At 70.3% G+C, this 26,872-nt stretch carries 26 protein-coding genes and 1 tRNA gene; 9 read left to right on the plus strand and 18 right to left on the minus strand.

All coding sequences use genetic code 11. The features are described from left to right. Nucleotides 1-15 precede the first annotated feature (15 nt). Together ACI7BZ_RS01245 and ACI7BZ_RS01250 are read right to left on the minus strand one after the other, a co-directional pair. Entirely contained in the window at nucleotides 16-1,212 is a 1,197-nt protein-coding gene (locus ACI7BZ_RS01245) for an efflux RND transporter periplasmic adaptor subunit (protein ID WP_414115394.1), read from the minus strand. 102 nt (nucleotides 1,213-1,314) lie between these two features. Next, entirely contained in the window at nucleotides 1,315-1,929 is a 615-nt protein-coding gene (locus ACI7BZ_RS01250; RefSeq protein WP_414115395.1) for a TetR/AcrR family transcriptional regulator, read from the minus strand. Between the two features lie 159 nt (nucleotides 1,930-2,088). Here ACI7BZ_RS01250 and ACI7BZ_RS01255 point away from each other — a divergent pair, with 159 nt between their 5' ends. Both ACI7BZ_RS01255 and ACI7BZ_RS01260 read left to right on the plus strand, forming a co-directional pair. Continuing rightward, nucleotides 2,089-3,174, plus strand: a complete 1,086-nt coding sequence (locus ACI7BZ_RS01255; RefSeq protein ID WP_414115396.1) for a WD40/YVTN/BNR-like repeat-containing protein — start codon at nucleotides 2,089-2,091, stop codon at nucleotides 3,172-3,174. Nucleotides 3,175-3,203: 29 nt separating this feature from the next. After that, nucleotides 3,204-3,494, plus strand: a complete 291-nt coding sequence (locus ACI7BZ_RS01260) for a ubiquitin family protein (protein ID WP_414115397.1) — start codon at nucleotides 3,204-3,206, stop codon at nucleotides 3,492-3,494. Nucleotides 3,495-3,534: 40 nt separating this feature from the next. Here ACI7BZ_RS01260 and ACI7BZ_RS01265 read toward each other — a convergent pair whose 3' ends face one another. Together ACI7BZ_RS01265 and ACI7BZ_RS01270 are read right to left on the minus strand one after the other, a co-directional pair. Then, the gene (locus ACI7BZ_RS01265) at nucleotides 3,535-4,551 is read right to left on the minus strand and encodes a phosphoglycerate dehydrogenase (protein ID WP_414115398.1); all 1,017 of its coding nucleotides are present in this window, start codon (nucleotides 4,549-4,551) and stop codon (nucleotides 3,535-3,537) included. Nucleotides 4,552-4,800: 249 nt separating this feature from the next. Further along, nucleotides 4,801-5,283, minus strand: a complete 483-nt coding sequence (locus ACI7BZ_RS01270; RefSeq protein ID WP_414115399.1) for an Hsp20 family protein — start codon at nucleotides 5,281-5,283, stop codon at nucleotides 4,801-4,803. A gap of 334 nt (nucleotides 5,284-5,617) precedes the next feature. On the opposite strand from ACI7BZ_RS01270, the gene ACI7BZ_RS01275 reads away from it, so the two are divergent. Both ACI7BZ_RS01275 and ACI7BZ_RS01280 read left to right on the plus strand, forming a co-directional pair. Beyond that, nucleotides 5,618-6,043, plus strand: coding sequence for a hypothetical protein (locus ACI7BZ_RS01275; protein WP_414115400.1), 426 nt, complete (start codon nucleotides 5,618-5,620; stop codon nucleotides 6,041-6,043). A 254-nt stretch (nucleotides 6,044-6,297) separates the two neighbouring features. Continuing rightward, on the plus strand, nucleotides 6,298-7,242 hold the full coding sequence (locus tag ACI7BZ_RS01280) for an alpha/beta fold hydrolase (protein ID WP_414115401.1): 945 nt from the start codon (nucleotides 6,298-6,300) through the stop codon (nucleotides 7,240-7,242). A 35-nt stretch (nucleotides 7,243-7,277) separates the two neighbouring features. Here the strand turns inward: ACI7BZ_RS01280 and hisN are convergent, their stop codons facing one another. Together hisN and ACI7BZ_RS01290 are read right to left on the minus strand one after the other, a co-directional pair. Continuing rightward, nucleotides 7,278-8,063, minus strand: a complete 786-nt coding sequence (hisN, locus tag ACI7BZ_RS01285) for a histidinol-phosphatase (protein ID WP_414115402.1) — start codon at nucleotides 8,061-8,063, stop codon at nucleotides 7,278-7,280. A gap of 1,403 nt (nucleotides 8,064-9,466) precedes the next feature. After that, nucleotides 9,467-10,354, minus strand: a complete 888-nt coding sequence (locus ACI7BZ_RS01290; protein WP_414115403.1) for an N-formylglutamate amidohydrolase — start codon at nucleotides 10,352-10,354, stop codon at nucleotides 9,467-9,469. A gap of 189 nt (nucleotides 10,355-10,543) precedes the next feature. On the opposite strand from ACI7BZ_RS01290, the gene cpdR reads away from it, so the two are divergent. From cpdR to ACI7BZ_RS01310, 4 genes are all read left to right on the plus strand, one after another. Then, nucleotides 10,544-10,906, plus strand: a complete 363-nt coding sequence (cpdR, locus tag ACI7BZ_RS01295) for a cell cycle two-component system response regulator CpdR (RefSeq protein WP_414115404.1) — start codon at nucleotides 10,544-10,546, stop codon at nucleotides 10,904-10,906. Nucleotides 10,907-10,967: 61 nt separating this feature from the next. Next, nucleotides 10,968-11,042: transfer RNA gene (locus tag ACI7BZ_RS01300), tRNA-Val, on the plus strand. 147 nt (nucleotides 11,043-11,189) lie between these two features. Further along, nucleotides 11,190-12,260 carry a ferrochelatase gene (gene hemH, locus ACI7BZ_RS01305; RefSeq protein WP_414115405.1) on the plus strand — a complete coding sequence of 357 codons (1,071 nt, stop codon included), beginning with the start codon at nucleotides 11,190-11,192 and terminating at the stop codon, nucleotides 12,258-12,260. Nucleotides 12,261-12,487: 227 nt separating this feature from the next. Continuing rightward, a complete protein-coding gene (locus ACI7BZ_RS01310) occupies nucleotides 12,488-12,769 on the plus strand; it encodes a hypothetical protein (RefSeq protein ID WP_414115406.1) in 282 nt (93 codons plus the stop codon). Nucleotides 12,770-12,773: 4 nt separating this feature from the next. Here ACI7BZ_RS01310 and ACI7BZ_RS01315 read toward each other — a convergent pair whose 3' ends face one another. Both ACI7BZ_RS01315 and ACI7BZ_RS01320 read right to left on the minus strand, forming a co-directional pair. Further along, a complete protein-coding gene (locus ACI7BZ_RS01315; protein WP_414115407.1) occupies nucleotides 12,774-13,703 on the minus strand; it encodes a methylated-DNA--[protein]-cysteine S-methyltransferase in 930 nt (309 codons plus the stop codon). An 84-nt stretch (nucleotides 13,704-13,787) separates the two neighbouring features. Further along, the gene (locus ACI7BZ_RS01320; RefSeq protein WP_414115408.1) at nucleotides 13,788-14,561 is read right to left on the minus strand and encodes an SDR family NAD(P)-dependent oxidoreductase; all 774 of its coding nucleotides are present in this window, start codon (nucleotides 14,559-14,561) and stop codon (nucleotides 13,788-13,790) included. 695 nt (nucleotides 14,562-15,256) lie between these two features. On the opposite strand from ACI7BZ_RS01320, the gene ACI7BZ_RS01325 reads away from it, so the two are divergent. Then, the gene (locus tag ACI7BZ_RS01325; protein ID WP_414115409.1) at nucleotides 15,257-15,814 is read left to right on the plus strand and encodes a protease inhibitor Inh/omp19 family protein; all 558 of its coding nucleotides are present in this window, start codon (nucleotides 15,257-15,259) and stop codon (nucleotides 15,812-15,814) included. An 85-nt stretch (nucleotides 15,815-15,899) separates the two neighbouring features. Here ACI7BZ_RS01325 and bluB read toward each other — a convergent pair whose 3' ends face one another. The 10 genes from bluB to ACI7BZ_RS01375 all read right to left on the minus strand — a co-directional run bounded on the left by bluB (nucleotide 15,900) and on the right by ACI7BZ_RS01375 (nucleotide 26,757). Next, complete coding sequence (bluB, locus tag ACI7BZ_RS01330; protein ID WP_414115410.1) at nucleotides 15,900-16,568, minus strand: 5,6-dimethylbenzimidazole synthase; 669 nt, start codon at nucleotides 16,566-16,568, stop codon at nucleotides 15,900-15,902. Nucleotides 16,569-16,653: 85 nt separating this feature from the next. Continuing rightward, nucleotides 16,654-18,165: a glycerol kinase GlpK gene (gene glpK, locus ACI7BZ_RS01335; RefSeq protein ID WP_414115411.1), complete on the minus strand. Its 1,512-nt coding sequence runs from the start codon at nucleotides 18,163-18,165 to the stop codon at nucleotides 16,654-16,656. A gap of 12 nt (nucleotides 18,166-18,177) precedes the next feature. Further along, complete coding sequence (gene glpD / locus ACI7BZ_RS01340) at nucleotides 18,178-19,683, minus strand: glycerol-3-phosphate dehydrogenase (RefSeq protein ID WP_414115412.1); 1,506 nt, start codon at nucleotides 19,681-19,683, stop codon at nucleotides 18,178-18,180. Nucleotides 19,684-19,775: 92 nt separating this feature from the next. Beyond that, nucleotides 19,776-19,898, minus strand: coding sequence for a hypothetical protein (locus ACI7BZ_RS01345; protein WP_414115413.1), 123 nt, complete (start codon nucleotides 19,896-19,898; stop codon nucleotides 19,776-19,778). 30 nt (nucleotides 19,899-19,928) lie between these two features. Continuing rightward, nucleotides 19,929-21,605: an acyl-CoA synthetase gene (locus tag ACI7BZ_RS01350; RefSeq protein WP_414115414.1), complete on the minus strand. Its 1,677-nt coding sequence runs from the start codon at nucleotides 21,603-21,605 to the stop codon at nucleotides 19,929-19,931. Nucleotides 21,606-21,697: 92 nt separating this feature from the next. Further along, nucleotides 21,698-23,317 (minus strand): alpha-amylase family glycosyl hydrolase, encoded by a 1,620-nt coding sequence (locus ACI7BZ_RS01355; RefSeq protein WP_414115415.1) that lies wholly within the window; start codon nucleotides 23,315-23,317, stop codon nucleotides 21,698-21,700. Nucleotides 23,318-23,428: 111 nt separating this feature from the next. Next, nucleotides 23,429-24,400 (minus strand): HEAT repeat domain-containing protein, encoded by a 972-nt coding sequence (locus ACI7BZ_RS01360; RefSeq protein WP_414115416.1) that lies wholly within the window; start codon nucleotides 24,398-24,400, stop codon nucleotides 23,429-23,431. Between the two features lie 8 nt (nucleotides 24,401-24,408). Beyond that, a complete protein-coding gene (locus ACI7BZ_RS01365; RefSeq protein WP_012114793.1) occupies nucleotides 24,409-24,642 on the minus strand; it encodes a 4Fe-4S dicluster domain-containing protein in 234 nt (77 codons plus the stop codon). Between the two features lie 34 nt (nucleotides 24,643-24,676). Next, entirely contained in the window at nucleotides 24,677-26,413 is a 1,737-nt protein-coding gene (locus tag ACI7BZ_RS01370; RefSeq protein ID WP_414115417.1) for a fumarate reductase/succinate dehydrogenase flavoprotein subunit, read from the minus strand. After that, nucleotides 26,410-26,757 (minus strand): DUF971 domain-containing protein, encoded by a 348-nt coding sequence (locus tag ACI7BZ_RS01375; protein WP_414115418.1) that lies wholly within the window; start codon nucleotides 26,755-26,757, stop codon nucleotides 26,410-26,412. The genes ACI7BZ_RS01370 and ACI7BZ_RS01375 overlap by 4 nt, the downstream gene beginning before the upstream one ends. Nucleotides 26,758-26,872 lie beyond the last annotated feature (115 nt).

A 26,872-nucleotide genomic window follows, 5' to 3' on the forward strand; every position in this document is an offset into this window, starting at 1 on the left:
AGGTGTCGGGCGCGCTCACCGCTGCGTCCCTCGGCTGGCGACGGCGGGCATCTGGGCGGCGAGGTCGCCGGCCACGGGCACCGGGCGCACCTGCTGGCCGGGCAGCAGGGTCTGCACGCCCAAGGCCACCACCTCCTCCCCGTCGGCGACGCCGGAGGCGAGGAGAACGGAATCCTCCGTGTAGGCGGCGATCTTCACCGGCCGCTGGGCGAGGATGCGGGTCGCGGGGTCCACCACCAGCACCTGCGGGCCCTGGCCGCGATCAATGAGGGCCGAGAGCGGCAGCCGCGCCACCGCCGCCTCGCCCCGCGGGTACAAGGTCACGGTGGCGGTCATGCCGAGCGCGACGGCGTCGTTGGCATCCTCCAGGATGAAGCGGGCGGGATAGGTGCGCGAGGTCGGGTCCGCCTGCGGCGACAGCTCGCGCAGGTGCGCCTTGATGCGCCGGCCGGGGTCCGCCCACAGGGTCACGCTGGCGTCGGAGCGGCGGGCATCGGCCAAGGCGGTTTCGGGCAGGGCCACCGCGGCCTCCTTCTCCTCCAGCCGCGCCACCCGCACGATGGTCTGGCCGGAGGCCACCACCTGCCCCGGCTCGGTGGCGGTGGAGACCACCACCCCCGCGGTGTCGGACACCAGGTCGGCATAGGACAGGCGGTTCTCGGCGAGGTCGAGGGCGCGCTTGGCCCGCTCCAGCCGGCCCACCGCCTCCTCCTTGGCCAGGGACTTGCGGTCGAGGTCGGCGGTGGAGGCGACGCCCTTGGCGGAAAGGGAGCGATAGCGCCCGTCCTCGGCCGTGGTCTGGGCCAGGTTGGCGGTGGCGGCGGCGAATTCGGCGCGCGCGCTTTCCAGCTCCAGCTTCAGGTCCTCGGGGTCGATGCGGGCCACCACGTCGCCGGGGGCCACGCGGTCGCCCACCTCCACCCGGCGCTGCACCACCTTGCCGCCGACGCGGAAGGCGAGGTCGATCTCGCGCCGCGCCCGCACCACGCCGACGAAGCTCTTCTCCGTCTCCCGCGGGCGGAAGGCCACCTTGGCCACCTGCACCGGCCGGGCCACCACCGCCGCGGGCTCGGCCTGACTCTGGGCCGGGGCCTGCTCGCCGCAGGCGGCAAGGGACAAGGCGATGGCGGCAAGGCCCGCGACGAGGACGGCGGCGCGGCGGCGCGGCGGGCCGGCGGGAGGCTGGAAGGGACAGGGTGCGGCGGGGGGCATGTCGGTTTCCTGTCGAATGATGAGTTACGGTTCAGAACTGATGAAACTCGCTGATCGTCAGTATCATGGCGCACGGCTGGGCCGGGTTCCCCCGGCTCGCCCTCACGCCAGGGGGGTGCGTTCCACTTCGATGCTGCGCAGGATGAAGGTCAGCGAGGCCGTCAGCCCCGCCTCCAGATCCTCGTCGATGTTCTGCGCCACCAGCACCGGATGGCAGAAGCGCACGCAGGTGCCGAGGATGATCTGGCTCACCGCCAGCGGATCGTGCGGCACGAACACGCCTTGCGCCATGCCGTCGGTGAGGATGCGGGCCACCAGCGTGCCGATGCGCGCCTTGTGCGCCTCGATGGCCTCCCAATTGTTTTCCATGGCCACCAGCACCATGTCGTGCACGCGCCGTTCCTCCAGGAAATTCTCCTTGTGGTAGCGCATCATGGCGAGATAGGCGGCGATGATGCGCGCCTGCGGGGTGCCTGGCCCGGCGGCAATCTGGCCCACCTGGGTCTCGATCTCCCCAAGGCTGCGGCTGCAGATGGTGGCGACGATGGCCGTCTTGGAGGGGAAGAAACGGTAGACATTGGCCGGGGACATGCCCAGCTCGGACGCGATGTCCGCCACCGCGGTCTTGGCGAAACCCATGCGGCGGAACAACTCCTCCGCCGTGCGCGCGATGCGCTCGCGGGTTTCCTCGGCGGTCTCCCTCACCTTGATGCTCACGACCGCTCTCCGGTTAACTGATGAATATCATAATTCGTCAGTCATCCAGTTCCAAGGGGGCCGCAGGAAATTTTCGCCCCCTGTCGGAACCGGCCGTCCGTGGCCGTCCTTGCCGCACGACCCTGGCGACGGACGCGCATGCGCGACGGGAGGTGGGACATGACGCAGCGGGTGCTTTTGCTCATCGGGACCAAAAAGGGCGCCTTCATCCTGGAGAGCGACGCGGACCGCCGCGATTGGGCGCTGCGCGGCCCCTTCTGCGACACCTGGCCCACCAACCATGTGGTGGGCGACGCCGCCACCGGGCGCATCTATGCCGGCGGCGGCAACGAATGGTTCGGCCCGGCGGTGTGGCAGTCCGACGACCTGGGCGCCAGCTGGAGCCATTCCAGCCAGGGCCTCGCCTATGGCGCGGGCGAGACGCCGGTGAAGAGCGTGTGGAGTCTCGCCACCGCCCCGGACGGTGCGCTCTATGCCGGGGTGGAGCCCGCCGGCCTGTTCCGCTCCGACGATGGCGGCCGCAGCTTCACCCATCTGGACGGGCTGCACCAGCACCCCTCCCGCGCCGAGTGGAACCCCGGCGGCGCCGGGCTCATCCTGCATTCGCTGGTGCCGGACCCGGACGACGCCGCCTCGCTCTGGATCGGCATCTCCGCCGCGGGAGTGTTCCACAGCGCCGACGGCGGGCGCACCTGGAGCGCGCGCAACCGCGGCACCCGCGCCGATTTCATGCCCGAGGGCCAGACCTATCCCGAGCACGGCCAGTGCGTGCACTGCGTGGTGAAGGCGCCGGGCCTGCGCCACCGCCTCTACCAGCAGAACCATTGCGGCATGTACCGCTCGGATGACGGCGGCCGGTCCTGGCAGAGCATCGAGCAGGGGCTGCCGTCCAGCTTCGGCTTCCCGGCCGCCGTCCACCCGCGCGACCCGGACACGCTGTTCCTCGTGCCGCTCAACGGCGACACCGCCGGCCGCTTCATGCCCGACGGGCAGGCGGCGGTGTGGCGCACCCGCGACGGCGGGACGAGTTGGACCGCCCTGCGTGCCGGCCTGCCCCAGCGCCATGCTTTCTTCAACGTGCTGCGGCAGGCCATGGCCACCGACCCCATGGCGCCCGCCGGCATCTATTTCGGCACCGGCTCGGGCGAGCTCTACGCCAGCGCCGACGAGGGCGAAAGCTGGCGCCGCATCGCCGAGCACCTGCCCGCCGTCGCCTCGGTGGAAACGCTGGTGGTGGCACGCTGAGCCGGGGCGTGCCGGAGCGGACGCCGGCCATGACCGACACCCCCTCCCCCCGCCGGCCGGTGCGGGTGCGCCTGCCCTCCCACCTCGTGCGGCTGTTCCCGGACGGCGCGACGCTGGCGGAGGTGGAGGCCTGCGACGTGCGCGCGATGATGGCCGCGCTGGATGCCCGCTGGCCTGGCATGGCCGACCGGCTGTGCGACACCACCCCCGCCATCCGCCGGCACATCAACGTGTTCGTGGCGGGCCGGCGGGCCGGCCTCGACACCCCGCTTGCGCCGGGCGCGGACGTGTTCGTCATCACCGCCATCAGCGGCGGCTGAGGCTGGCGCCCCTGCCGGCTCCGCCCGATGGGAGCGCGCGTTATCCTCCCTGGCCGGCGTGCGTGCCCTGGCGCCCGTCGGCGATCAGGCAGCCGTCGGGCAGCGCCGCGCCTTCCAGCACGGCGAGCACGCATTGCGCGGCAATGAGGTTGCCCCGCTCCAGCCCTTCCCGGCTGGAGCCGGCCGCATGGGCGGTCGCCTCCACGTCGCTGCGGGCGGCGAGGCGCTGCGCCACCCCTTGCAGGGCCGGGTCCGCCTCGGCCTCGAACACGTCGAGCCCGGCGCCGGCAAGGTGCCCCGCCTCCAGAGCGGCGAGCAGAGCGGCATCGTCCACCAGCCCGCCGCGGGAGGTGTTCACCAGCACCGCCCCGCGCTTCATGCCGGCCAGCGCCGCCGCGTCAATCAGGTGGCGGGTCTCGGGGACGAGGGGGGCATGCAGGCTCACCACGTCGCTTTCCGCCAGCAGCCGTGGCAGCGACACATAAGCAATGCCGGGCAGGGACGGGTCCGGGGTGCGGGTGGTCGCCAGCACCCGCACGTCGAAGCCGGCGAGGCGGCGGGCCACCGCCCGGCCGATGCGCCCCAGCCCCACCAGGCCCACGGTCTTGCCGGTGAGGTCGAAGCCGCTCACCACCCGCCAGTCGCCCGCGGCGATGGCCGCCGCGCTGGCGCGCAGGCGCCGCAGCACCGCCAGCATCAGCGCCAGGGTGTGGTCGGCCACCGCCGGGTCATTCGCCCCGGCGGCGATGGTGACGACGCGGCCCAGGTCGCGGGCCGCCGCCACGTCCACCCGGTCGTAGCCCACGCCGCGCCGGGCGATGACCGTGAGGCCGGGATGGGCCGCAAGAATGTCCCGCGTCACCGCCCGCTGGCCGACGATCCAGCCCGATGCCCCGTCCAGCAGCGCGTGGAGATCGGCGTCGGGCATGTGGGTGTCGAGGGCATCGGGCGGCAGGCCCGAGGGCACGACGCTCAGCCCCCGCGACGCCAGCAGGCGGGCGGCGGCATCATCGAACAGGCGGGTGGTGATGAGAACCTTGCGGGGCGCTGAAGCCAAGGCATTCAACCTTCGGATAATCGGGACCCCTCGTCCTCCCGCGGCGGACGGCGAAGATCAAGCCCCCGCGCCCGCGCGGGCGGCATGGGTGGCTGCGCCAGCCATGAGCCTGACGGGGGGCGGCACGGCCGGACGCGCGCGGAAGGCCAAAAGGCGGCGGGCATGAAAAAGGCGGCGCACCATGGCGCCGCCTCCTGCATTGCATGACCGGGGCGGGGCCGGACGCCGGCCCGCGCCCCGCCGGTGACATCAGGCCGCCTGTGCCGGCGCCACGGAGCCCTCGATGGACTTCGCGGCACCCGTGCCGGTGGTGCTGATGGGAATGGTGCGCAGCTTCTTCGTCTCGGGAATGTTGCGCACAAGGTCCACGTGCAGCAGGCCATTCTCAAGCACGGCACCCTTCACTTCCACATGGTCGGCGAGCTGGAAGCGGCGCTCGAAGGCCCGGGCGGCAATGCCGCGATAGAGCATCTGGCCGTCCTGGGAGGCCTCGGCGGCCTTCTTCTCGCCCTTGAGGGTGAGGGTGTTCTCCTTCACCTCGATGCCCAGCTCGGCATCGGTGAAGCCCGCCACGGCAACGGTGATGCGATAGGCATTCTCGCCGGTGCGCTCGATGTTGTAGGGCGGGTAGGTGGGCGCGGCATCGACGCCGCCGACGGAATCCAGCAGCGAAAAGAGCCGGTCGAATCCGACGGTGTTGCGATACAGCGGAGACAGGTCGAACGTACGCATGGCATATCCTCCTTTGAAGCGACATGCAGGGCCCGCATCAAGCCGGACCCGGGTCTGGCGCCGTCGTGATGACCGGCGCCGTTTTCGATGTGGGAATGCGGATTTGCGCCGTCAAGGGGGCGCCGCGCGGGAGATGGCGGCCGCCCGCCCGCCGGCTTTCGGCCCGCCCGGCCCCTTCGGAGCCCGCCTGAACCGGCGATGAACGCCCGCATCGGGCTACGTTCAAAAAGGCCGGCTAAACTTGTGGCAACCCAATGCTCCATCCGCCGGCGCGGCGGACGAGGAGGAGCAGGCGATGCGGGCTTTTCGCGCGGCCGTTTCGGCGATGGTGTGGATGGCGCTCCTTCTTCCGGCGCTGCCCGCCGGTGCGCAATGCACCACGGAGGATGCCGGCCCCGCCCGCGCCACCGCGGCGGTGGCGGGGCTCGGCATTGCCCCGGTCCCGGCCAGCCTCTCGCTGCGCCTGCTGCCGGTGGCGGACGGCCCCCTCGACCGCGCCTCGCCCCTCCCATTGACCCAGCCCGACCCCTACCGGCCCTACCAGGGACGGCCCGCCGCCGGCCCGCCGCGCGGCCCGGAGCAGGTGGCCGCCAGCCTGCGTTCGCGCGGCTTCGTGGAGGTGAGCGCGGTGCGCCAGCGCGGGCGCACCTTCCTCGCCGAGGCCACCGGCCCGCGCGGCGAGCGGGTGCGCCTCGTGATCGACGGCGCCAGCGGCGAGATCAGCGGCATGCAGGTGATCGGCTTCGACACCCCGCGCTGAGGACATCCCTGCGCCCGCACGGCCCTGGCGATCGTGCGCTGCCATTTCAATCCCCCCGCCCTCGGGGCGTCCCGGTTTGCCGATCTGGCGGCACCGGGACTCCCTCCCCCGCAGGCGGAAGCGGGTTTCCCCGCGGCGCCAGGTCCCGCTCGTTGTCAAGCCGGGGCCACCGCGACCGCCGCGCCAGATTGTGGCCAGTGCCGCGAGCGTGTAACCCTGCCCTTTCCCCGCCTGCCTGCGCCGCGCGAGCCTTCATGACCCTGTTTGCCCTCCCCAGCCATCCGGTGCCAGAAGGCTGTGTCGCCGGCGAGATCGTCGCCGCCGACGGGGTGCGCCTGCGCTTTGCCCGCTGGATGCCGGACGGCCCCCGCAAGGGCACGGTGGCGGTGCTGGGCGGGCGCGCGGAATTCATCGAGAAATATTTCGAGGTGGTGCGCGAGCTGCGATCCCGCGGCTTCGCGGTGGCCATGCTGGACTGGCGCGGACAGGGCGGCTCGCAGCGGCTCCTGTCCAACACCCTCAAGGGGCATGTGCCGCGCTTTTCCGATTATCTGCTCGACCTGGAGATCTTCGCCCGCGAGGTGCTGCTGCCCGATTGCCCGCCGCCCCATTTCGCCCTGGGCCATTCCATGGGCGGCACCATCCTGCTCCAGTCGGTGCTGGACGGGCAGCGCTGGTTCGATCGCATGGTGCTGAGCGCGCCCATGCTGGGGCTCGACAGCGTGCCGGCGCAAGGCTTGGTGCGGCCGCTGGCCACCGCCCTCGCGCATCTGGGCTTCGCCCGCGCCTTCGTGCCCGGCGGGCGGGGCCGGGCCATGTCGCGCATGCGATTCGCGGGCAATCCGCTCACCTCCGACCGGGCGCGGTTCGAGCGCACGCTGGAGCTGGTGCGCGCCCACCCCGCCCTCGACCTGGGCGCGCCGACCATCGGCTGGCTGTCGGCGGCGTTCGCCGCCATGGCCGAGCTGACCCATCCCGACACCATCAGCCGCATCCGCCAGCCGCTGCTCATCATCGCCGCCGGCGGCGAGCGGCTGGTGTCCAACAAGGCCATCGAGCATTTTTCGGCGCGGCTGATCGCCGGCGCCCATGTGGTGGTGCCGGCGAGCCGCCATGAGCTGTTGATGGAACGCAACCTTTTCCGCGCCCAGTTCTGGGCGGCGTTCGATGCGTTCATTCCCGGAACGCCCATCCTGTAGGGCAGCTGGGCGGGAGGCGCGGGAGGCAGCGCGGCTCAGCCGCCGGCGAGCAGGCGCAGGGCCTCCTCGTGCACCTTGCGGCTGCCGGCCGCCACCACGCGCCCGCCGGCCACCGGCGAGCCGCCCTCCCAGCTGGTGATGACGCCGCCGGCCCCCTCGATGACCGGCACCAGCGCGATCACATCATGGTCGTGCAGCTCGGTCTCGATGACGAGGTCCACCAGGCCGGCCGCCACCATGCAATACGCATAGCAATCGCCGCCGTAGCGCGAGAGGCGCGCGCGCTCCTCCACCAGGCTGAAGGCGGCGCGGTCGGCGGCCTTCATCAGCCGCGGGCTGGTGGTGAACAACAGGGCGTCCTCCACCCGGCCGCAGTCGCGGGTCTGGAGCAGGCGCTCCCCCGCCGGGCCCTGATAGCGCGCCACCCCGCCGTCGCCGAAGAAGCGCTCCTTGATGAAGGGCTGGTGCATCATGCCATACACCGGGTCCCCGTCCTTCATCAGGCCGATGAGGGTGCCCCAGGCGGGCAGGCCGGCGATGAAGGACTTGGTGCCGTCGATGGGATCGAGCGCCCACACATAGGGGGCCTGCGCTTCCACATTCTCGAATTCCTCGCCGATGATGCCATGGGCGGGGAAGGTGTCGCGGATGAGCCGGCGCATGGCCTGCTCCGCCGCCCGGTCGGCCTCGGTGACCGGATCGTAGGCGCGGCCGAGGCTCTTGTCCTCAACCCCGATGGCGGTGCGGAAGAACGGGAGGATGGCCTCGCCGGAAACCGTCGCGAGCTTGTGGACGAAGGCGTCGAAATCGACCGCGGTCATGGCAACTCCGCACGTTGGCTCTGCGCGGATCGCGATCCGCGCCCGGGAGGCGGCAATGCGCGTCCCAGGGAGCGGGACAATCGCTCTCCCATCGGCTGAAGGGAGCCGGCACCGCGAACCGGGGCCGGGGTGGCGGCAGGTAAAGCGTGGGCGGCGGCGCCTGCCAAGGGAAAAGATGCGGCGCGTGCAGTGCGGGAGCAGGAACCGGCACCGGCGCCGCGGCCCCGCGGACTGGCACGATGGCGGGCAGCCGCTTGATGTGAGCCGCGCAACGAATATGCAGGGGGCGTGGAAGCGGTTGAATTTAAAAGCATTCAAATTGCACGGCGGTGCCCAAACTATCGGCCGGCAGACATCTTGAAGCCGACCATGGGCACGCGCATATTGATGCGGCGCGGCATTGCTTGCTGCAGTGCCGCTGCCCTCCTTGGGCGTTTCCTCCCTAGACTTGGGCCGTTCGCTCCCGCGGACGGCCCCTTTCTTTGGCGCCCCGGTTTTACCGGCGGTCCGCGCCGAAGCCGGACCGGAATGCGCCCGCCCCCTGACGATCTTTCCGCCCGGGCATGACCCGCGCGCGCCGCCTCAGGTGCCGTTCCGGCTTTTCATCCCGGCCGCCGTCGCGCCGGCCTGTTCGTTACCGCCCGTTCGTTACCGCCCGTTCGTCTTCACCCTGCCCGTCCGCGCCGGAGCACCGGCCCGGACCAGCGGCGGTTCGAGGCTGCGGCTCGCGCCGCGCCGCGGCAGGCACACCAGAGCACCTTTGCCTGTCAGCCTGATGACGCCCATGCACCGGCACAGGCGAATCTCAACCGCTGCGCCGGCAACGGGCGCAGTGCGGTGGGCATTCGAGGTGGGGAGGGGGTGCGGCGCACCCCCGCGGTATTATAAATATCGTTTAAAATCAAAATATTAGCCTGGCACGCCAGGCTGCGACAAACGAGCACTTGATTTATGGCACCGCACTGGGCTATTTGTGCATTGCGACATGGCGATTGGCGTCGCTGTGTCGCTGCCCTCCTTGGGCGTTTCCTCCCTAGACTTGGGCCGTTCGCTCACGCGGACGGCCTCTTTCTTTTGGGCCCCGAAATCATTCGGGCAGAACGCTCCTGGAAGAACGCCCCACCATACGACCCCGGTACCGAACCCGCGCCCGGCGCTGAAGGCCTGGACTTCAGGAAACGTCCGCATTGGCGTGCGGCGCAGCCATCGGTGCTGTGGCCTGCATCAGGCCAAGGAGGGGTCTTGCGCCACCATTCCTGTGCCACGGACATTTCCCCGCCCGGCCCGTTCGGGCCACTTTTGCTGCGGGGGGTAGCCCGATGGTGTCACCGTCGGCTGTGGACACTTTCTAGCCGTGCCATTCGAAAAACGCAAGGCACCGGGCTGAATTTTGCAGAGCTCTGTCATTCTGCCGCCGCACGGGGCGGGGCGAGGCCCACCGCAACGGCGGAAAAAAGGGCCGGCAGGATGCCCGCCAGGTCGGCCCGCACCTGGGCAAAGCCCACGCTGCGCTCATAGGCGCGCTCGTCCATATAGAGGCCGCGGTTGAGCTCGATCTGCACCGCATGCAGGCCCGCGGACGGGTTGCCGTAATGCTCGGTGATATAGCCGCCGGCATAGGGCTTGTTGCGCACCACCCGGTAGCCGCGGGCGGTCAGCGCCGCCTCGATGGCCTCGGTGACGATCTCGCTGCAGCTTGTGCCGTAGCGGTCGCCGATGACGAAATCCGCCCGCACCGCGTCGTCGCGCGTGGAGGTGGAGGGCATGGAATGGCAATCCACCAGCACGCAATGGCCCCACTGGCGCTGGATGCGCGCGATGGTCCGGCGCAGCGCCTGGTGGTAGGGCTTGTAATAGGCCTCGATGCGCTCCAGCGCCTCGTTCACCGAAAGGCGCCGCGGATAGATCTCCTGCGCGTCGCCCACCACCCGGGCGATGGTGCCGAGCCCGCCGGAGACCCGCACCGAGCGGGTGTTGGCGAACGGCGGCAGCCGCCCGTCGAACATGCGCGGGTCCAGCTCGTAGGGCTCGCGATTGAGGTCGAGGAAGGAGCGCGGGAACAGCGCCCGCATCAGCGGCACCCCGGCCGCCACCGCATCCAGGAACAATTCGTCCACGAACGTGTCTTCGGAGCGACGCAGCACGGAAAATTCCAGCCGCGTCTGCTCGACGAAGCTGCGCGGATAGATCCGCCCGGAATGGGGCGAGTTGAAAAGGAACGGCGCGGCGCTCTCGGCCGGGGCGAGCAGTTCGAAGGCGGGCTCTATGCTATCGGCGAGACAGGCTGTCATCTAGAACCGCAACACTCCGGAACTGTTCTGAAAAAGGCCGGCGGAAGGAACGGGCATGATGGCCGCGCCGACGCCCTCTTGTGAAGGGGGCCGGCGACCTTCACTCCGAATTTACCCGATTGGGGCAGACAAGTCATATCGCCCCGGGCCCGCCGGGACCGGACCAAACACGACATCAGGGGAAGTGGCGTGCCCAAGATCCTGCTCGCCGAAGATGACAACGACATGCGCCGGTTCCTCGTCAAGGCGCTGCAGAATGCGGGCTACTCGGTCGCGTCCTGCGACAATGGCCGTTCCGCCTACGAGCGCATGCGCGAGGAACCCTTCGAACTGCTCCTCACCGACATCGTGATGCCGGAGATGGATGGAATCGAGCTGGCGCGCCGCGCCACAGAGCTCGATCCCGACCTCAAGGTGATGTTCATCACCGGCTTCGCCGCCGTCGCCCTCAATGCCGACGGGGAAGCCCCCAGCGAAGCGAAGGTGCTCTCCAAGCCCTTCCACCTGCGCGATCTGGTCTCGGAGGTGGGAAAGATGTTGGCAGCCGCATGAACCGCACGCCGGCACCTTGCCTCCGGCGATCCGAGCCGATATAGAGGCGCTTCCTGCGGAGGGGCGCGTAGCTCAGCGGGAGAGCACTACGTTGACATCGTAGGGGTCACAGGTTCGATCCCTGTCGCGCCCACCATCCCTCCACCTCCACACCTGCCACCATCCGTCGCACGCTGCGGCCGCCATCCGGCGGACCCGCCGGCGCGTAAAGGTGCGGCCGGCGGTGCCGGATTGACGGCGGGGCGCCTGCGCGCCATCCCCGCCGCAACGAGGTGAGAGACCCATGACCCATCCCGCGCCGCCCCTCCCCCCTTTCGCCCCCGATGCCTCGCATCTGCCGAAGGACCACCCGCCCGTCGCCTTCGGCCGCATCGGCGTGCTCATCGTCAATCTGGGGACACCGGAGGGCACGGACTATTGGTCCATGCGGGCCTATCTGAAGGAATTCCTCTCCGACCGGCGGGTCATCGAGGTGAACCGCGTCCTGTGGTGGTTCATCCTCAATGCCATCATCCTCACCAAGCGGCCCGGCCCCAAGGGGCGCGACTACCGGAGCATCTGGAACACCGCGCGCGATGAAGGCCCGCTGAAGACCATCACCCGCGACCAGGCGGAACAGCTCGCCGCCCATTTCGCCGGCCTCGATTCGCGCATCGTGGTGGATTTCGCCATGCGCTACGGCAAGCCCCCCATCACCGAGCGCCTCGCCGCCCTGCAGGCGCAGGGGTGCGAGCGCATCCTGCTGGTGCCGCTTTACCCGCAATATGCCGCCGCCACCTCCGCCACCGTCTGCGACAAGGCGTTCGACGCGCTGAAGGCCATGCGCTGGCAGCCCACCCTGCGCGTCGCCCCGCCCTGGCACGACGACCCGGTCTATATCGACGCGGTGGCCGGCGACCTCGAACGGCATCTGGCGGCGCTGGATTTCGTGCCGGAGGTGATTCTCGCCTCGTTCCACGGCGTGCCGAAATCCTATCTCCTGAAGGGCGATCCCTATCATTGCCAGTGCGCCAAGACCGCCCGCCTGCTGCGCGCGCGCCTGGGCATGGACGAGACCCGCCTCAAGCTCACCTTCCAGTCCCGCTTCGGCCGCGAGGAATGGCTGAAGCCCTATACGGACGAGACGGTGAAGGCCCTGGCGACAAGCGGCGTGAAGCGGCTGGCCGTGTTCAACCCCGGCTTTGTGGCCGACTGCCTGGAGACGCTGGAGGAGATCGGCGTGGAGAACCGCGAGATCTTCGAGCACCACGGCGGGGAACGCTTTGCCGCCATCCCCTGCCTCAATGCCGGCGATGCGGGCATGCGGGTGCTGACGGCGGTGGTGGAGCGGGAGCTGAAGGGCTGGGTGGGGTAGCCGCCGAAAGCCTCGGCTGTGCAGCGAGACAGCCCTTTGGGCGTGATCCGCTCAATTGGAGCCGCTCCGCGGAGTTATATGAGCGTTGAAGCGCCCTCCAATTTGCTGAACAAAGGCGGATTGGCCGCCGTGCTGAAACGATTTCGCAGCAGCAGACCCGGCTCCAGGAGCGTCTATCGCGGACCAGATCGCGTATACTTCAAGTGTATCATCTTAAGGAGGTCGCAATGAGCGATCCCAATATCAGGCGGGCCTCGCTCGCCGAAATTCGGAAGATGAAGGAGAAGGGGGAGCTGTTCCATGATCCGAACGCCCCCGAGGGCGAGAGCCTCGGCCCCGATTTCTGGGCCGACACCAGGATCGAGGCCCCGCGCAAGCCCCGCTCTGTTCACTTGAAGCTCGACCCGGAGGTGTTCGACTTCTTCTTTGAAGAGGCCAAGGGCAAGGGGCACCTGACCCGGATGCAGAACGTGCTCAAGGCCTATGTGACGGCCAAGCGGCCGGCATAGGCCCTCACCCCCCTGCCGGCTCCACCTTGCCCGCCTCCCAGCCCAGTATCGCGCGCTTGCGGGTGAGGCCCCAGTGATAGCCGGTGAGGTCGCCGCTCTTGCCGATGACCCGGTGGCAGGGCACCACGAAGGAAATGGGGTTCCTGCCGATGGCCGCCCCCACCGCCCGCGCCGCCTTCGGCCGGCCCACGTGCTCGGCGATATTGGAATAGGTGGTGGCCAGGCCCATGGGAATGCGCAGCAGCGTTTCCCACACCTGGATCTCGAAATCCGTGCCGATGAACACGATGCGCAGCGGCTGATCGCCCTGCCAGGAGGCGGGATCGAAGATGCGCGCCACCAGCGGCGCGGTGGCCGCAGGGTCCTCCTCGAAGGCGGCATTGGGCCAGCGCGAGCGCATGTCCATCAGCGCCGCCGCCTCTTCCCCCTGGTCGGCGAAGGCGAGGCCGCACAGGCCCCGCGGCGTGGACATGGCGAGCGCCAGGCCGAACGGCGAGGGGTGGAAGCCGAAGCGGATCACCAGCCCCGCCCCGCCGGTCTTGAACTCGCCCGGCGACATGGCCTCGTGCACCACGAACAGGTCGTGCAGCCGCCCCGGGCCGGACAGGCCCAGCTCCAGCGCCGCATCGAGCACATTGGGACATTCCGCGACGATGCGTCGGGCGCGGTCCAGGGTCACCGCCTGCAGGAACGCCTTGGGGGTGAGGCCGCACCAGCGGCGGAACAGGTCGGTGAGGGCGCGCGCGGAGACGCCGGTGGCGGCGGCGATCTCCTCCACCTCCGGCTGCTGGCGCACATGGCGGGAAATATATTCCACCGCCCGGCGCACCACGGCATAGTCGCTGGCGGCGATGGCGAGCGGGGTCGCGGGCGTGGCCGTCACCAGCGCGCCGCACGCGAGCGCGGGGAAATCGGGGGCATCGAGCGCCAGCACGGGGGCATCTCCTTCAGGTCGAGCGTCGCCCATCTCAGCAGAGCCGGCAAGGCGCGCCCACCCGATTTCGCCCCCGCCTCCCGCTCACACCGGGTTGCGCTTCAGCACCAGCGGCCCGAAGGCCTGCTGCGACGCCATGGACTGGATGCGGTTGATGTTCACGTGGCGCGGCAGCGTGCAGGCGAAGAACACCTGCTCGGCGATGTCCTCGCCGGTCATGGGCTCGGTGCCGGCATAAACGCTGTCGGCGCGGCCCTGGTCGCCGGCGAAGCGCACCACCGAGAATTCGGTCTCGGTCAGCCCGGGCTCGATATTGGTGACGCGCACGCCGGAGCCCGCCACATCGGCCCAGACATTCAGCGAGAACTGCTTCACGAACGCCTTGGTGGCGCCGTAGACATTGGCACCGGGATAGGAATAGTCGCCGGCGATGGAGCCGGTGAACACCAGGTGCCCCTGCTTGCGGGCCACCATGGCCGGCAGTGCGGCGCGCACAGTGTAGAGCATTCCCGTGATGTTGGTGTCCACCATGGTCTTCCAGTCGGCGAGCCGGGCCTCGTGGGCCGGCTCCAGGCCGAGGGCGAGGCCGGCATTGGCGAACACCACATTGTAGGCGTCGAACGGCGCCGGCAGGCTGGAGAAGGCGGCGAAGGTCGCGGCCTCGTCGCACACGTCGAGCACCAGCGTGTGGACCAGGTCGCCGAACTCCGCCTTCAGCGCCGCCAGCCGCTCCGCCCGCCGCCCCACCGCCACCACCCGCGCGCCGGCGCCGGCGAAGCGCCGCGCCGTGGCAAGGCCGATGCCGGAGGTGGCGCCGGTGACAAGAAGGGTCAGGGACCCGGGATCGAGCATGGTCATGGGGCGGCTCCTGCGGAGATGACAAGCGGGAGGTGTGGGGACCGGGAACGCGGGACGGCGGGACGAGGCCCGCACCGGGCAGAGCGCCCGCGTGGACGGCTGCGGTTGCTGTGCCTGCACATAACCCGCCTTAACCATCGCGTCCATCCGTCACCCCGCAATGGTATCCCAGTGGTTATCCGGCCTTGGTCCTGCCATGATCTGCCGAAAGGGTGCCGGTTCCGCGCGCACGATATCCGAGCCCAGGCCCGGCGGTGCCGCGGTCCGAACGTTGAAGGGGCGTCCCTTGCGTCGGCCGGGGGCCGGCAGACGGGGGATGCCGGGGCGGTTTCCGGTGGGCCAACAGGCCCGGCGGGCAGAATTCCGTCCCGAGACTTTCTGAAGAGGCCGCCGGGGGCGCCGATTGCATTGCCATCGGACCGGGACGGGCTCTAGTGGATCGACCGAAACGGATGGTTCCCATCCGCTTCGAAAAGTTGATCCACCAGATCAAAGGCTTGTGGTTCGACCCGCCGGAGACAGATGGGTTCCATCTGTCGCGGTCGAACCACTAGAGCACGCGCCGATCAGCTTGCGATGCAAACTGATCGGATAATGCGTTCTCTATCCTTAAGTGAGAGGGCGATTCACCGATCAAATTGCTTCAATTTGATTGGATCGCGCTCTAGAGTTGCGGGCACGTCCGGAGAGCGTTGATGAAGGTGGTAGCGGTTTCGGCGGCACTCGCGCTGGCCCTTGGCGGCTGCAGCACCGAGCTTGACGGCTTCGGTGCGAAGCCGTCGGCCGCGGCGGGCAACAGGGTTCTTGCCGCCCCCACCGGCGCGGTGGAGGCCTCGGCGCTGCCTGCCAACGTGTCCACCGCCACCGCCGAAACCGCCACCGGCGCCATCACCCCGCGCACCGCCGCCAACGTTCCCCTCACGCCGCCCTCCGCCAGCCCGGGCGGCAGCGCCTATGCTCCCACCGCCGCCAAGGAGCAGCTTTCCGGCGCCTGGAGCTTCGGCTGGGACAATGGCCGCAATTCCTGCCCGCTGAGCCTCACCACCAACCGCGGCCTGAACGGCCTCGCCGCCCAGGCGGACGTCTCCTGCCCCAGCGAGATCTTCATGACCAAGGGCTGGGACATGATGGGCCCGGACATCGTGCTGCAGAACCACCAGGGCAAGGTCACCGCCCGCCTGGAGCCGGCCGGCCCCAACCGCTATGTGGGCATCATCGCCGACACCAGCCAGAAAGTGACCCTCACCCGCTGAGGGCCGCCCGGCCCGCACCCGGCCCCTATCCGCCCCCACCCCTATCCGCCCCTGCCCCCTCCACGCCGCGTCACCGCACCGGGCATCACTGCGCCGCGGGCGCGCCGAAGCGCTCCGCGAACACCAGGTCGTCGAGGACGAGGCGCTGGCGCCAGCCCGCCTGCTCCAGGTCCGGCTTATGCTCGAAATGGTCCACATAGCCCACGCACAGCAGCGCGATGGGCACGATGTGGTCGGGGATCGCCAGAATGGCGTGCAGGTCCGCCGGCGACAGGATGGAGACCCACCCCACCCCCAGATTCTCCGCCCGCGCCGCAAGCCAGATGTTCTGCACCGCGCAGACCGTGGAATAGATGTCCATCTCGCTCTGGTGGGTGCGGCCCAGCACCACCGGGCCGGCCCGCTCCCGCTCGCAGGTGATGCACAGCAGCAGCGGCGCCTCCTTCAGCCCCTCCAGCTTCAGCGAACGGTAGAGCGCCGCGCGCTCGCCCTCGAACATGGCGGCTGCCTGCGCATTGGCGCGGGTGAAGGCGCCGTGCAGCGCCTCCTTGGTGGCGGCGGCGCGGATGACGATGAAGTTCCAGGGCTGCAGGAACCCCACCGAGGGCGCCGCATGGCCGGCGGCGAGCACCCGGGCGAGCACATCGTCGGGCACCGGGCGGGGCAGGAAATTGCGCCGCACGTCCCGCCGCTCGGCGATGCAGCGATAGATGGCGGCGCGCTCCTGCGGGGAGAAGCTGTCGTCCTGCGTCATCCCGGCGCCCTCCCATCCATGGTTTGCGGCATTCGGCGCCAACCGGCCGGCAAGATCAAGGGCGGGGAAAGGCCGGGCCGGACCATCAGGCCGGCGCACCGCTTTCCCCTGGCCCGGTCAGCCGGCCCACCGCATCCCGCCAGGCGGCGAGGCGCCGGGCGCGCGCGTCGCCGGCCATCTGCGGCACGAAGCGGCGCTCCAGCCGCCAGCCGGCGGCGAACGCCTCCGGCGCCGGAAAGAAGCCGCAGGGCAGGCCGGCGAGATAGGCGGCGCCAAGCACGGTGGTTTCGGTCTGCGCCGGGCGATCCACCGGCGCGCCGATGAGGTCGGCGAGGCGCTGCATGGTGAAATCGGAGGCCGACATGCCGCCATCCACCCGCAGCACCGTATCGCCGGCGGCGCCGGGCCAGTCGGCGCGCATGGCGTCCAGCAGGTCGGCGGTCTGGAAGCACACGCTTTCCAGCGCCGCCCGCGCCAGCTCCGCCGGCCCGGTGGCGCGGGTGAGGCCGAACAGGGCGCCGCGCACGTCCGGCCGCCAGTAGGGCGCACCCAGGCCCACGAAGGCGGGCACCAGAATCACGTCCTGCGTGTCGTCCGCAGTGGCGGCGAGCCGGTCGCTGTCGCTGGCCGTGGCGATGATCCCCAGCCCGTCGCGCAGCCATTGCACCGCCGCCCCGGCGACGAAGATGGAGCCCTCCAGCGCATAGGTGCGCCGCCCGTCGATCTGGTAGGCGATGGTGGTGAGCAGGCGATGCTGCGAGGCCACCGGCTGCGCGCCGGTGTTGAGAAGGGCGAAGCAGCCGGTGCCGTAGGTGGATTTCACCATGCCGGGGGTGAAGCAGGCCTGCCCCACCATGGCCGCCTGCTGGTCGCCGGCCATGCCGCGCACCGCAATGGCGCCGCCGAACAGGCCGGGGTCGGTGGTGCCGAATTCCGCCGCGCAGTCGCGCACCTGCGGCAGCAGCGCCCGCGGCACGCCGAACAGGGCGAGGAGGTCGTCGTCCCATTGGCCCTTGTGGATGTCGAACAGGGCGGTGCGGGCGGCGTTGGTGGCATCGGTGGCATGCACCCGCCCGCCGGTGAGGCGATAAAGGAGAAAGCTGTCCACGGTGCCGAAGGCCAGCTCCCCGCGCGCCGCCTGCGCCCGCGCGCCGGGCACCGCGTCGAGGATGTGGGCGATCTTGGTGGCGGAGAAATAGGGGTCGAGCCGCAGCCCGGTGCGCGCCTGCACCAGCGGGCCGTGGCCCTCGGCTTCGAGCCGCGCGCACACGTCCGCCGTGCGCCGGTCCTGCCACACGATGGCGCGGTGGATGGCGCGGCCGGTGGCGCGCTCCCACACCAGCGTGGTTTCGCGCTGGTTGGTGATGCCGATGGCGGCGATGTCCGCCGGGCCGGCGCCGGCCTGCGCCAGCACCGCGCGGCAGCAGGCCAGCACCGTGCCCCAGATGTCGTCCGCCTCCTGCTCCACCTGGCCGGACGCCGGAAAATGCTGGGGTAGCTCCCTTTGCGCCTGCGCGGCGATGGAGCCGTCGGCCCGCACCAGCAGGGCGCGCGACGAGGTGGTGCCCTGGTCGATGGCGAGGATGCAGGCGGCCACGGGGTCCTCCGGTCAGGGCATATTGCGGCGGATGGCCATGTAGGCTTCCAGCGCCGCCGCCTCGTTCAAGGTGAGTTGCAGGCCCAGCCTGGAGCGGCGCCACAGCACGTCGTCGGCGGTGGCGGCCCATTCATGGTCCATCAGATAGTCCACCTCCCGGGCGCTGAGGTGGGCGCCGAACCAGTCGCCCAGGTCGTCCTCGTCGGCCACCCCCTTCAAAAGGCGGAACGCGCGGGTGCCATAGGCCCGGGCCAGCCGCCGCAGCAGCGCCGGATCGAGGGCGGGGAAGGCCACGCGCAGCCGGCGCACCAGATCGTCGAAGCCCTGGCGCTGGAAGTCGCCGCCCGGCAGGGGCGCACGGCCGGTGAAGGGCGCGCCCATGACGGGCAGATGGGGTGCCAGCTTCTCCAGCGCCGCCTCGGCGAGGCGGCGGTAGGTGGTGATCTTGCCGCCGAACACGCCCAGCAGCGGCGCCTGCCCCTGCGGCGCATCGAGGGTGAGCACATAGTCGCGGGTGGCTTCCTGGGCCTTTCCCGCCCCGTCGTCGAACAGCGCGCGCACGCCGGAATAGGTCCACACCACCTGCTCCGGGCGCACCGGCAGGAGGAAATATTCGCTCGCCGCCGCGCACAGATAGGCGATTTCCTCCGGGCTCGCCTTCACATCCTCCGGCCGGCCCTCGTAATCGCGGTCGGTGGTGCCGATGAGGGTGAAGTCGCCCTCATAGGGGATGGCGAAGACGATGCGCCCGTCCGCATTCTGGAAGATGTAGCTGCGATCGTGGGCATAGAGCCGGGGCACCACCACGTGGCTGCCCTGCACGAGGCGCACCCGCGCCGGCAGGTCCACCTTCAGCGTGTCGAGCACCTGCCCCGCCCACGGCCCGGCGGCGTCCACCAGGGCACGGGCGCGCACCAGATCGCCGCCGCCGGCCGCCTCGGTGGTGATGGCCCAGAGCCCGCCCTCGCGCACCGCCGCCGCAACCCGGGTGCGCGGACGGATGGAGGCGCCGCGCTCGGCCGCATCGCGGGCGTTGAGCACCACCAGGCGGGAATCCTCCACCCAGCAGTCGGAATATTCGAAGCCCCGCTTCAGGTCCGCCCGCAGCGGCGCCCCGGCGGGATCGCGGGTGAGGTCGAGGGTGCGGGTGGGCGGCAGCAGGCGCCGGCCGCCCAGATGGTCGTAGAGCCACAGGCCGAGCCGCAGCAGCCAGGCCGGCCGCAGCCCGGGATGGTGCGGCAGCACGAAGCGCAGCGGCCACACGATGTGCGGCGCGATGCCCCACAGCACCTCGCGTTCGGCCAGCGCCTCGCGCACCAGGCGGAATTCGTAATGCTCCAGGTAGCGCAGGCCGCCATGGATGAGCTTGGTGGAGGCGGACGAGGTGCCGGAGGCGAGGTCGGACTTCTCGAACAGCACCACCGAGAGACCGCGCCCCGCCGCATCCCGGGCGATGCCGCAGCCATTGACCCCGCCGCCCACGATGGCGAGGTCGAAGATGTGCCCCGTGCCGTCCATCCCCGCCCCCTGCGCGCCATTCCGCCCGGCCCGCAGCTGCGCGCCCCGCTGCTGCTACCTTGTTGAATTCAGGCGGATCGCGCTCTAGCACCTCAGCTTGCAACGTCGATGACGACCCGGCCCTGGAGGCGCCCGGCCAGGGACAAGGGGCGCAGCGCCGCTTTCGGCTTGCCGCCCGCATCCTCGATCACCATGGCCGTGAAGGTCTCGCTCATCTCGGTATCCTGGAAGGGCATGGATGCGGATCAGGCGGTGCGGGCGACCGGGGCGGCAAGGCAGCCGCGCGCCTCCAGCCCCTCGCGCACCATCTTCTTGGTGATCTTGCCGTAGGCCGAGCGCGGCAGCTCGTCCCAGAAATACACCCGGCGCGGCAGCTTGTAGCGGGCCACCTTGCCGTCGAGGAAGGCGATCAGCTCCGCCTCGGTGAGGGCGGCGCCCGGCCGCAGCACGCACACCGCCACGCCCACCTCGCCCCACATGGGGTCCGGCACCCCCAGAATGGCCACTTCCGCCAGCGCCGGATGGGTGAGGGCCTTCTCCTCCACCTCGCGCGGATAGACGTTGGAGCCGCCGGAAATGTACATGTCCGAGGCCCGGCCGGTGATGTAGAGGAAGCCTTCCTCATCCATGTGGCCGAGGTCGCCGGTGCGGAACCAGCCGTTGCGGAAGGCCTGTGCATTGGCCTGCGGGTTGTCGTAATAGCCGGCGAACACCGCCGGGCCGCAGACGCAGATCTCCCCGGTCTCGAACGGGGCGCGCGCCTGGCCCGCCTCGTCCTGGATCTCCACCTGCATCCCGGTGCGCTCATAGCCGCAGGTGCCGAGCCGCACCTGCGGGCCGTCCTCCGCCTCGTGCAGGGCGGCGGGCAGCACGGTGATGTTGCCGGTCACTTCGCCGAGGCCGAAATACTGCACCAGCACCTTGCCCAGCGCGGCCAGCGCCCGCTTCTGGTCTTCCCGGTACATGGGCGCGCCGGCATAGATGACGTAGCGCAGGGAGGAATGGTCGTAGCACTGGGCCGCGGGATGCTCGGCCAGCAGCTTGGTGATGGTGGGCACGGTGAACATGTTGGTGACGCGCCATTCCTCCACCAGCCGCCAGGCCTCGGCGGCGTCGAACCGCTCGGATGGCAGAAGGATGGTCTTGGCCCCCCGCGCCACCTGCACCAGCTGGTGCACCCCCGCCCCGTGGGACAGGGGCGCCACCACCAGGGAGGCGTCGGCCTGGGTCGTGCCCGGCATCAGGTCGGCGAGATGGTTGGTTACCACGAAGGCGAGCTGGCCGTGGGTGAGCACCGCCGCCTTGGGCCGGCCGGTGGTGCCGGAGGTGAAGAAGAACCAGCAGGGGTCGTCATGCTCCACGTCCGCCACCGGAACCCGCGCGCCGAGGTGCTCGCCGACGAGGGCGTCGTAGTGCGGGCCGAAATCCGCCGCGCCGATGGCGATGACGGTTTCGATGGACGGCGCCTCGGCCCGCGCCGCCGCCACGTGCCCGGGGAAATCGCGATGGCAGATCATCGCCCGCGCCCCCGAGGCGGCGGCGAGATAGGCCACCTCGCCCGGCGTCTGGCGGAAGTTCGTGGGCACCCACACCGCGCCCAGCCGGAAGGCGGCGAACATGCTCTCGAACATCTGCACGCAATTCTTCGACTGCACCAGAATGCGGTCGCCCTTGCCGATGCCCCGGGCCGAAAGCGCCGCCGCCATGGCGTCCACGCGGCGGTCCATCTCGCCCCAGGTGCGGGTGAGCGGCCCGTCCACGAAGCCGATATGGTCGCAATAGCGCCGCGCCGCCTGCCGCAGCAGGTGGGACAGGTTCATCACCCGCCGGCTGGCGCGGGCGACGCCGCCCTTCGGCACCGCCGGTGCGGCGGCGGGGGTGGCGGGAGCGTCGGAGGAGGCGACGGGGGAAAAAGGCATCATGGGGTGGCTCGGGCGTTTCCAGGGGCTGCGCCATTCGGCGCTTTGCGCGACGATGCCCCGCCGCCGCCGATCCGGCAAGCGAGGCGCCCGCCTCAGCCCGCCAGCGCCACAACCACGCCCTCGTCGGGCCGCAGGTCCAACGCGCCGTCCACGCGCTCGCCCACGCGGTCGCACAGGGTGGACAGCAGGATGCGCCCCGCCGGCAGTTGCGCCAGGACGGCAGAGAGGGGCTCGCCGCCGAGATTGAGCGCCACCAGCAGGCGTTCGCCGTCGCCCTCGCGCAGATAGGCGAGAAGGTCGCCCGTCGCCGCCAGGGGCTGCCAGGCGCCGGTGGCGATGGCGCCATGGCTGCGCCGCAGCGCCAGCAGCGCCCGGGTGAGGGTGAGCATGGACCCCGCCTCGCGCTGCTGCACCTTCACATTCACCTCGCAATGGTCCGGCGCCAGCGGCAGCCACGGCTCGACGGTGGAGAAGCCGGCGAAGGGGCCGTCGTCCCATTGCATGGGGGTGCGCGCGCCGTCGCGGCCGAGGCCGAGCCCGGGGACATTCTTCTCGAACGGGTCCTGCACCCGCTCCGGCGGGATCGCCACCTGCGTCATGCCGATCTCGTCGCCATAATAGAGGGTGGGCGTGCCGCGCAGGGTGAGGAGCAGCATGGCCGCCACCCGCGCCTGGTCCGGCCCCAGCCGGCCCGCCACGCGCGGCCGGTCGTGGTTGGAGAGCACCCAATTGGGCCAGCCGCCTTGCGGGAGCGCGGCCTCGTAGGCGGCGATGAGCGGGGCGAGGGCCGCCACCGTCCAGGGCGCCGACAGCAAGGTGAAGTTGAACGGCAGGTGCACGCCGTCGCCGTTCTTGCCGTAGTAGGCGGCGATGCGGTCCAGCGGCAGGTAGGCCTCGCCGATGAGCACCCGCCCGCCATAGGAATCCACCAGCGCGCGCAGGCCGGCGATCACCTCCATCACCTCCGGCCGGTCGCCGGTGTAGAGCTGGCTCAGGCGCGCATGGGGGTTCATGCCCGCATGGAAATCCGGGTTCGGCGGGTTGTCGCGGAAGCGGGCGTCCTTGATGACATGCCACAGGGCGTCGATGCGGAAGCCGTCCACCCCCCGCTCCAGCCAAAAGCGCAGCACCGCGTGCATGGCCGCCACCACGTCGGGATGGCGCCAGTTGAGGTCCGGCTGCGCCTTCAGGAAGGCGTGATAATAATATTGGCCGGTGGCAGCGTCGAATTCCCACGCGCTGCCGCCGAATTCGGAAAGCCAGTTGTTGGGCGGCCCGCCGTCCGGCGCGGGATCGCGCCAGAGGTACCAGTCGCGCCGGGGGTTGTCGCGGCCGGCGCGCGACTGGACGAACCACGGATGCTGATCCGAGGTGTGGTTGGGCACGAAATCAAGGATGATCCTGAGCCCCCGCTCATGGGCAGCCGCCACCAGCGCATCGAAATCCGCAAGCGTGCCGAACAGGGGGTGGATGGCGGCGTGGTCGGCCACGTCATAACCGAAGTCGGCCATGGGCGAGGGATAGATGGGCGAGATCCACACGGCGTCGATGCCCAGCTCCGCCAGATAGTCGAGGCGGGCGAGGATGCCGGCAAGATCGCCCACCCCGTCGCCGTCCGTGTCCTGGAACGAGCGGGGATAGACCTGGTAGATGACGCCCGCCTGCCACCACAGGGGGGCGGATTGCGTGTCCGCCGTGCCGTCGCCCGCCATGTGCGCCCCTCCGCCGGCCCGGGCCCATGCCCGGCTTACCTCGGAAAAGTGCCAGCAAGCTGGTTCGGTTTCATGGCGGAAGGAAATGGCGGGCGCGGCGGCGCCCGCCCCTCAGGCCGCGCGGCAGCGCTCCAGGGCCCAGCGCACCAGCTTGCGCACGTCGGGGTCGGGATCGTCGAAGGCGGCTTCCAGCGCGCCCACGGCGGCGGGATCGGCGATCTCGCCCAAGGCGGCGGCGGCCTCCTTGCGCACGTTGGAAAGCGTGTGCCCGAGGGCGTCCGCCACCACCGGCACGGCGGCGCGGGCCTTCAGCTTGCCCAGCGCGTTGACCGCCTTGGCGCTCACCTGCCAGGCGTCGTCATTGGCAGCCGCCATCAGCGGGTCCACGGCTTCCGCCAGCTTCGCCTTGCCGATGGAGAAGGCGGCCTCCTCGCGCACCTGCCAGTGCGCATCCTTCAGCCCGGCGATGAGGGCGGGCACGCCGGGCGTGCCGCTGCGCACGAACACCAGGGCCGCCATCACCGCCCGGCGCACCGCCGGTTCGGGATCGGTGGCGGCCAGCAGCAGGGCCGGCAGCGCCGCGTCGGCCTTGAGATAGCCGAGCACGCCCAGCGCCTCACGCCGCACCACGATGTCGGGATCGGCGAGGGCGCCGAGGGCCACGGGCATGGCGGCGGGGTCCTGCATGTCGCGCAGGGCCCGCAAAGCGGCGGCACGCACGAAGGCGGCGTGCGGCCCGGTGCGCTCCTGCGCCCGGGCGATGAGGCGCGGCGCGGACGCCGGCTCCTTCTTGTCGGCCAGGCTCTCGATGGCGGCGAGGCGCACCGCCTCCACCGCGTCGTCCAGCGCCTCGATCAGGCCGAGGGCGGCGGGCAGGCCGGCATGTTCGTCCAGCGCCTTGGCGGCGGCCTCGCGCACGCCGGCGTCGTCATCCTTCAGGCCGGCGAGCAGCAGGCCCACGGCCGCCGGGTCCACGGATTCCGCAAGGCCCAGCATGGCCACGCGGCGGACGCCGGGGTCGGCGTCGCGGGCGCGCTCCGCCACGGCGTCCATGTCGTCGTCGAAATCGTCGAAGATGGCCATGGCACGCCTCACCGCAGCAGATAGGGGATTTCGACCTTCACCGCGCCGGTGGGGCAATCCACCTCGCACGGCATGCAATACCAGCACTCGTCATATTTCATGTGCGCCTTGCCGGAGGCGGGATTGATGGCGAGCACGTCCAGCGGGCACACGTCGATGCACACGCGGCAGCCCTTCTCGGCAATGCATTTCTCGTCGTCCACGGTCACCGGGACGGAGGTGGGGTGGTTGGCGAACGGCATGGGGCAGGCTCCGGAATGGGTCAGATGAGCGGGGTCACTCGGCGGCCAGCGCCGGGGTGCGCAGCTGGTGGTAGGCGCCCATCTCCTCCTCGGGGATGTCCACCACATAGGGGTCCACCGCACGCTTCTTGTGGGACATGCGGCCCATCTCGTCCTTGTAGAGGAGCGTGTGGCAGAACCAGTTCTCGTTGTCGGTGGCCGGGTGGTCCACCCGCCAGTGGTAGAGGCCCCAGCGGCTCTCGGTGCGATACAGCGAGGCGGCGGCCGCCATGTCGGCGCAATCGAGGATGGATTGCAGCTCCAGCGCCCGCATCAGCTCGTGCGGGTCCTTCACGCACAGGGCGTTCAGATCCTCGCGGATCTCGGCGAAGCGGGCCTGGGCGATCCTGTACTTGGCCGTCACCTTCGGCGGCTGGAGATAGTCGTTCACCAGCCGGCGGGTCTTGAACTCCATCTCGTGCGGGGTCAGCCCGTCGTCGCGGCGGGTGGGGGCCAGCACGCGCGCGCGCTCCACAAGGAAGTCGGCGCGGTCGAAGGCGGGCAGATCGGTGGAGGCGCAGTAATCGGCCGCGTCCTGGCCGGCGATGCCGCCGTTCACGAAGGCCCCCAGCATGTAATTGTGCGGCACGCTCGCCATGTCGCCGGCGGCATAGAGGCCGGAAACCGTGGTGCGGGCATTCTCGTCCACCCACACACCCGAGGCCGAATGGCCGGAGCAGAATCCGATCTCGGAGATATGCATCTCCACCATCTTCTCGCGGTAGTTGGTGCCGCGCTTCTCATGGAAGCGTCCGCGCGAGGGCCGCTCGTTGGAATGCAGGATGGTCTCGATCTCGGAAATGGTCTCCTCGGCCAGATGCGTCATGTTGAGGAACACCGGCCCGTTGCCGCTCTGCAGCTCGGAGAAGAATTCCTTCATCATCTGGCCCGACCAATAGTCGCACTCGATGAAGCGCTCGCCCTTGTTGTTTGCCGTGTATCCACCGAACGGGCCGGTCACATAGGCGCAGGCCGGGCCGTTGTAGTCCTTGATCAGCGGGTTGATCTGGTAGCATTCGAGGTTCGCGAGGCCCGCGCCGGCATGATAGGCCATGGCGTAGCCGTCGCCGCAATTGGCCGGGTTCTCATAGGTGCCGAACAGATAGCCGGAGGCCGGCAGGCCCAGGCGGCCGGCGGCGCCGCAGGCCAGCACCACCGCCTTGGCGCGCACCACCAGGAACTCCCCGGTGCGGGTGTTCACCCCCATGGCGCCGGCGATGCGGCCGTCGGGAGCGTTCAGCAGGCGGGTGGCCATGTAGCGGTTGGTCACCAGCACCTGGTGCTTGCGCAGCTGGCGGTAGAGCGCCTTCTTGACGTGATGGCCTTCCGGCATGGGCAGCACATAGGTGCCCATGTGATGCACCTTGCGCACATTGTATTCGCCGGAGCCGTCCTTCTCGAACTTCACGCCGATGGAATCCAGATACTGGATCATCGGGTAGGAGCCCGTGGCATAGGCCATCACCGCCTTCTGGTGGACGATGCCGTCATTGGCGACGGTGATCTCCTTCACATATTGCTCGGGGGTAGCGTAGCCGGGGATGACGGCATTGTTCAGCCCGTCCATGCCCATGGAGACCGCGCCGGAACGCTTCACATTGGCCTTCTCCATGAGGACCACCTTGAGGCCCGGATTCTTCTCCTTGGCCTTGATGGCGGCCATGGGGCCGCCGGTGCCGCCGCCGATGACGAGGATGTCGCATTCGACGATCTCGGGTTCCATCTCGCTCATGGTTTCATCTCCGGGAGGGGGGTGACGGCCGGCTCAGCCGCCGCGAGGGCTGCGAGGTAGGCGAAGGGGTAGACCCCGCGCGCATGGCCATCGGAAAAGGTGAGGTTGAGCCCGTGCGCCCCGAAGGCCGCCACATGGGTGAGGGTGACGCCGGAAAAGTCGGCGCCGAAGCGGTCCTGCGCCCGGGCCGCCACGCAGCCGGCGCAGCGGCACGCCGCGCGCAGCAGCGGAGCGGACAGCGCCGCGCGACCGCCGGAAAAGCCGAGGCGCAGGTGGCGCCGGTCCTGGTCGAGGCGGACGTCCGCGATTTCGGGGCCGGGCGGTGGAGGGGCAGAGGTCATCATGGGAGCGATTGGACATCGCGGGGCGCGGAGCCGATAGCAACTAGTTGCTGGCTGGAGCACTTCCAGGGAAGCCGTCCCCGCCCCGCCGCCGCATCCCCCCTGCCGCGCCTTTGCT

The organism is Xanthobacter sp. AM11, from assembly GCF_047444035.1.
Classification (GTDB): domain Bacteria; phylum Pseudomonadota; class Alphaproteobacteria; order Rhizobiales; family Xanthobacteraceae; genus Xanthobacter.

What these genes read in the sequence shown, in the direction of transcription:
- hisN (WP_414115402.1), bottom strand. Translation starts at nt 8,063, where the DNA reads ATGACCGCGGTCGATTTCGACGCCTTCGTCCACAAGCTCGCGACGGTT.
- hemH (WP_414115405.1), top strand. Translation starts at nt 11,190, where the DNA reads ATGACCCATCCCGCGCCGCCCCTCCCCCCTTTCGCCCCCGATGCCTCG.
- ACI7BZ_RS01325 (WP_414115409.1), top strand. Translation starts at nt 15,257, where the DNA reads ATGAAGGTGGTAGCGGTTTCGGCGGCACTCGCGCTGGCCCTTGGCGGC.
- glpD (WP_414115412.1), bottom strand. Translation starts at nt 19,683, where the DNA reads ATGGACGGCACGGGGCACATCTTCGACCTCGCCATCGTGGGCGGCGGG.
- ACI7BZ_RS01255 (WP_414115396.1), top strand. Translation starts at nt 2,089, where the DNA reads ATGACGCAGCGGGTGCTTTTGCTCATCGGGACCAAAAAGGGCGCCTTC.
- bluB (WP_414115410.1), bottom strand. Translation starts at nt 16,568, where the DNA reads ATGACGCAGGACGACAGCTTCTCCCCGCAGGAGCGCGCCGCCATCTAT.
- ACI7BZ_RS01310 (WP_414115406.1), top strand. Translation starts at nt 12,488, where the DNA reads ATGAGCGATCCCAATATCAGGCGGGCCTCGCTCGCCGAAATTCGGAAG.
- ACI7BZ_RS01290 (WP_414115403.1), bottom strand. Translation starts at nt 10,354, where the DNA reads ATGACAGCCTGTCTCGCCGATAGCATAGAGCCCGCCTTCGAACTGCTC.
- ACI7BZ_RS01355 (WP_414115415.1), bottom strand. Translation starts at nt 23,317, where the DNA reads ATGGCGGGCGACGGCACGGCGGACACGCAATCCGCCCCCCTGTGGTGG.
- ACI7BZ_RS01360 (WP_414115416.1), bottom strand. Translation starts at nt 24,400, where the DNA reads ATGGCCATCTTCGACGATTTCGACGACGACATGGACGCCGTGGCGGAG.
- ACI7BZ_RS01375 (WP_414115418.1), bottom strand. Translation starts at nt 26,757, where the DNA reads ATGATGACCTCTGCCCCTCCACCGCCCGGCCCCGAAATCGCGGACGTC.
- ACI7BZ_RS01245 (WP_414115394.1), bottom strand. Translation starts at nt 1,212, where the DNA reads ATGCCCCCCGCCGCACCCTGTCCCTTCCAGCCTCCCGCCGGCCCGCCG.
- ACI7BZ_RS01275 (WP_414115400.1), top strand. Translation starts at nt 5,618, where the DNA reads ATGGCGCTCCTTCTTCCGGCGCTGCCCGCCGGTGCGCAATGCACCACG.
- ACI7BZ_RS01260 (WP_414115397.1), top strand. Translation starts at nt 3,204, where the DNA reads ATGACCGACACCCCCTCCCCCCGCCGGCCGGTGCGGGTGCGCCTGCCC.
- ACI7BZ_RS01270 (WP_414115399.1), bottom strand. Translation starts at nt 5,283, where the DNA reads ATGCGTACGTTCGACCTGTCTCCGCTGTATCGCAACACCGTCGGATTC.
- ACI7BZ_RS01345 (WP_414115413.1), bottom strand. Translation starts at nt 19,898, where the DNA reads ATGAGCGAGACCTTCACGGCCATGGTGATCGAGGATGCGGGCGGCAAG.
- ACI7BZ_RS01320 (WP_414115408.1), bottom strand. Translation starts at nt 14,561, where the DNA reads ATGACCATGCTCGATCCCGGGTCCCTGACCCTTCTTGTCACCGGCGCC.
- ACI7BZ_RS01370 (WP_414115417.1), bottom strand. Translation starts at nt 26,413, where the DNA reads ATGAGCGAGATGGAACCCGAGATCGTCGAATGCGACATCCTCGTCATC.
- ACI7BZ_RS01365 (WP_012114793.1), bottom strand. Translation starts at nt 24,642, where the DNA reads ATGCCGTTCGCCAACCACCCCACCTCCGTCCCGGTGACCGTGGACGAC.
- ACI7BZ_RS01280 (WP_414115401.1), top strand. Translation starts at nt 6,298, where the DNA reads ATGACCCTGTTTGCCCTCCCCAGCCATCCGGTGCCAGAAGGCTGTGTC.
- ACI7BZ_RS01350 (WP_414115414.1), bottom strand. Translation starts at nt 21,605, where the DNA reads ATGATGCCTTTTTCCCCCGTCGCCTCCTCCGACGCTCCCGCCACCCCC.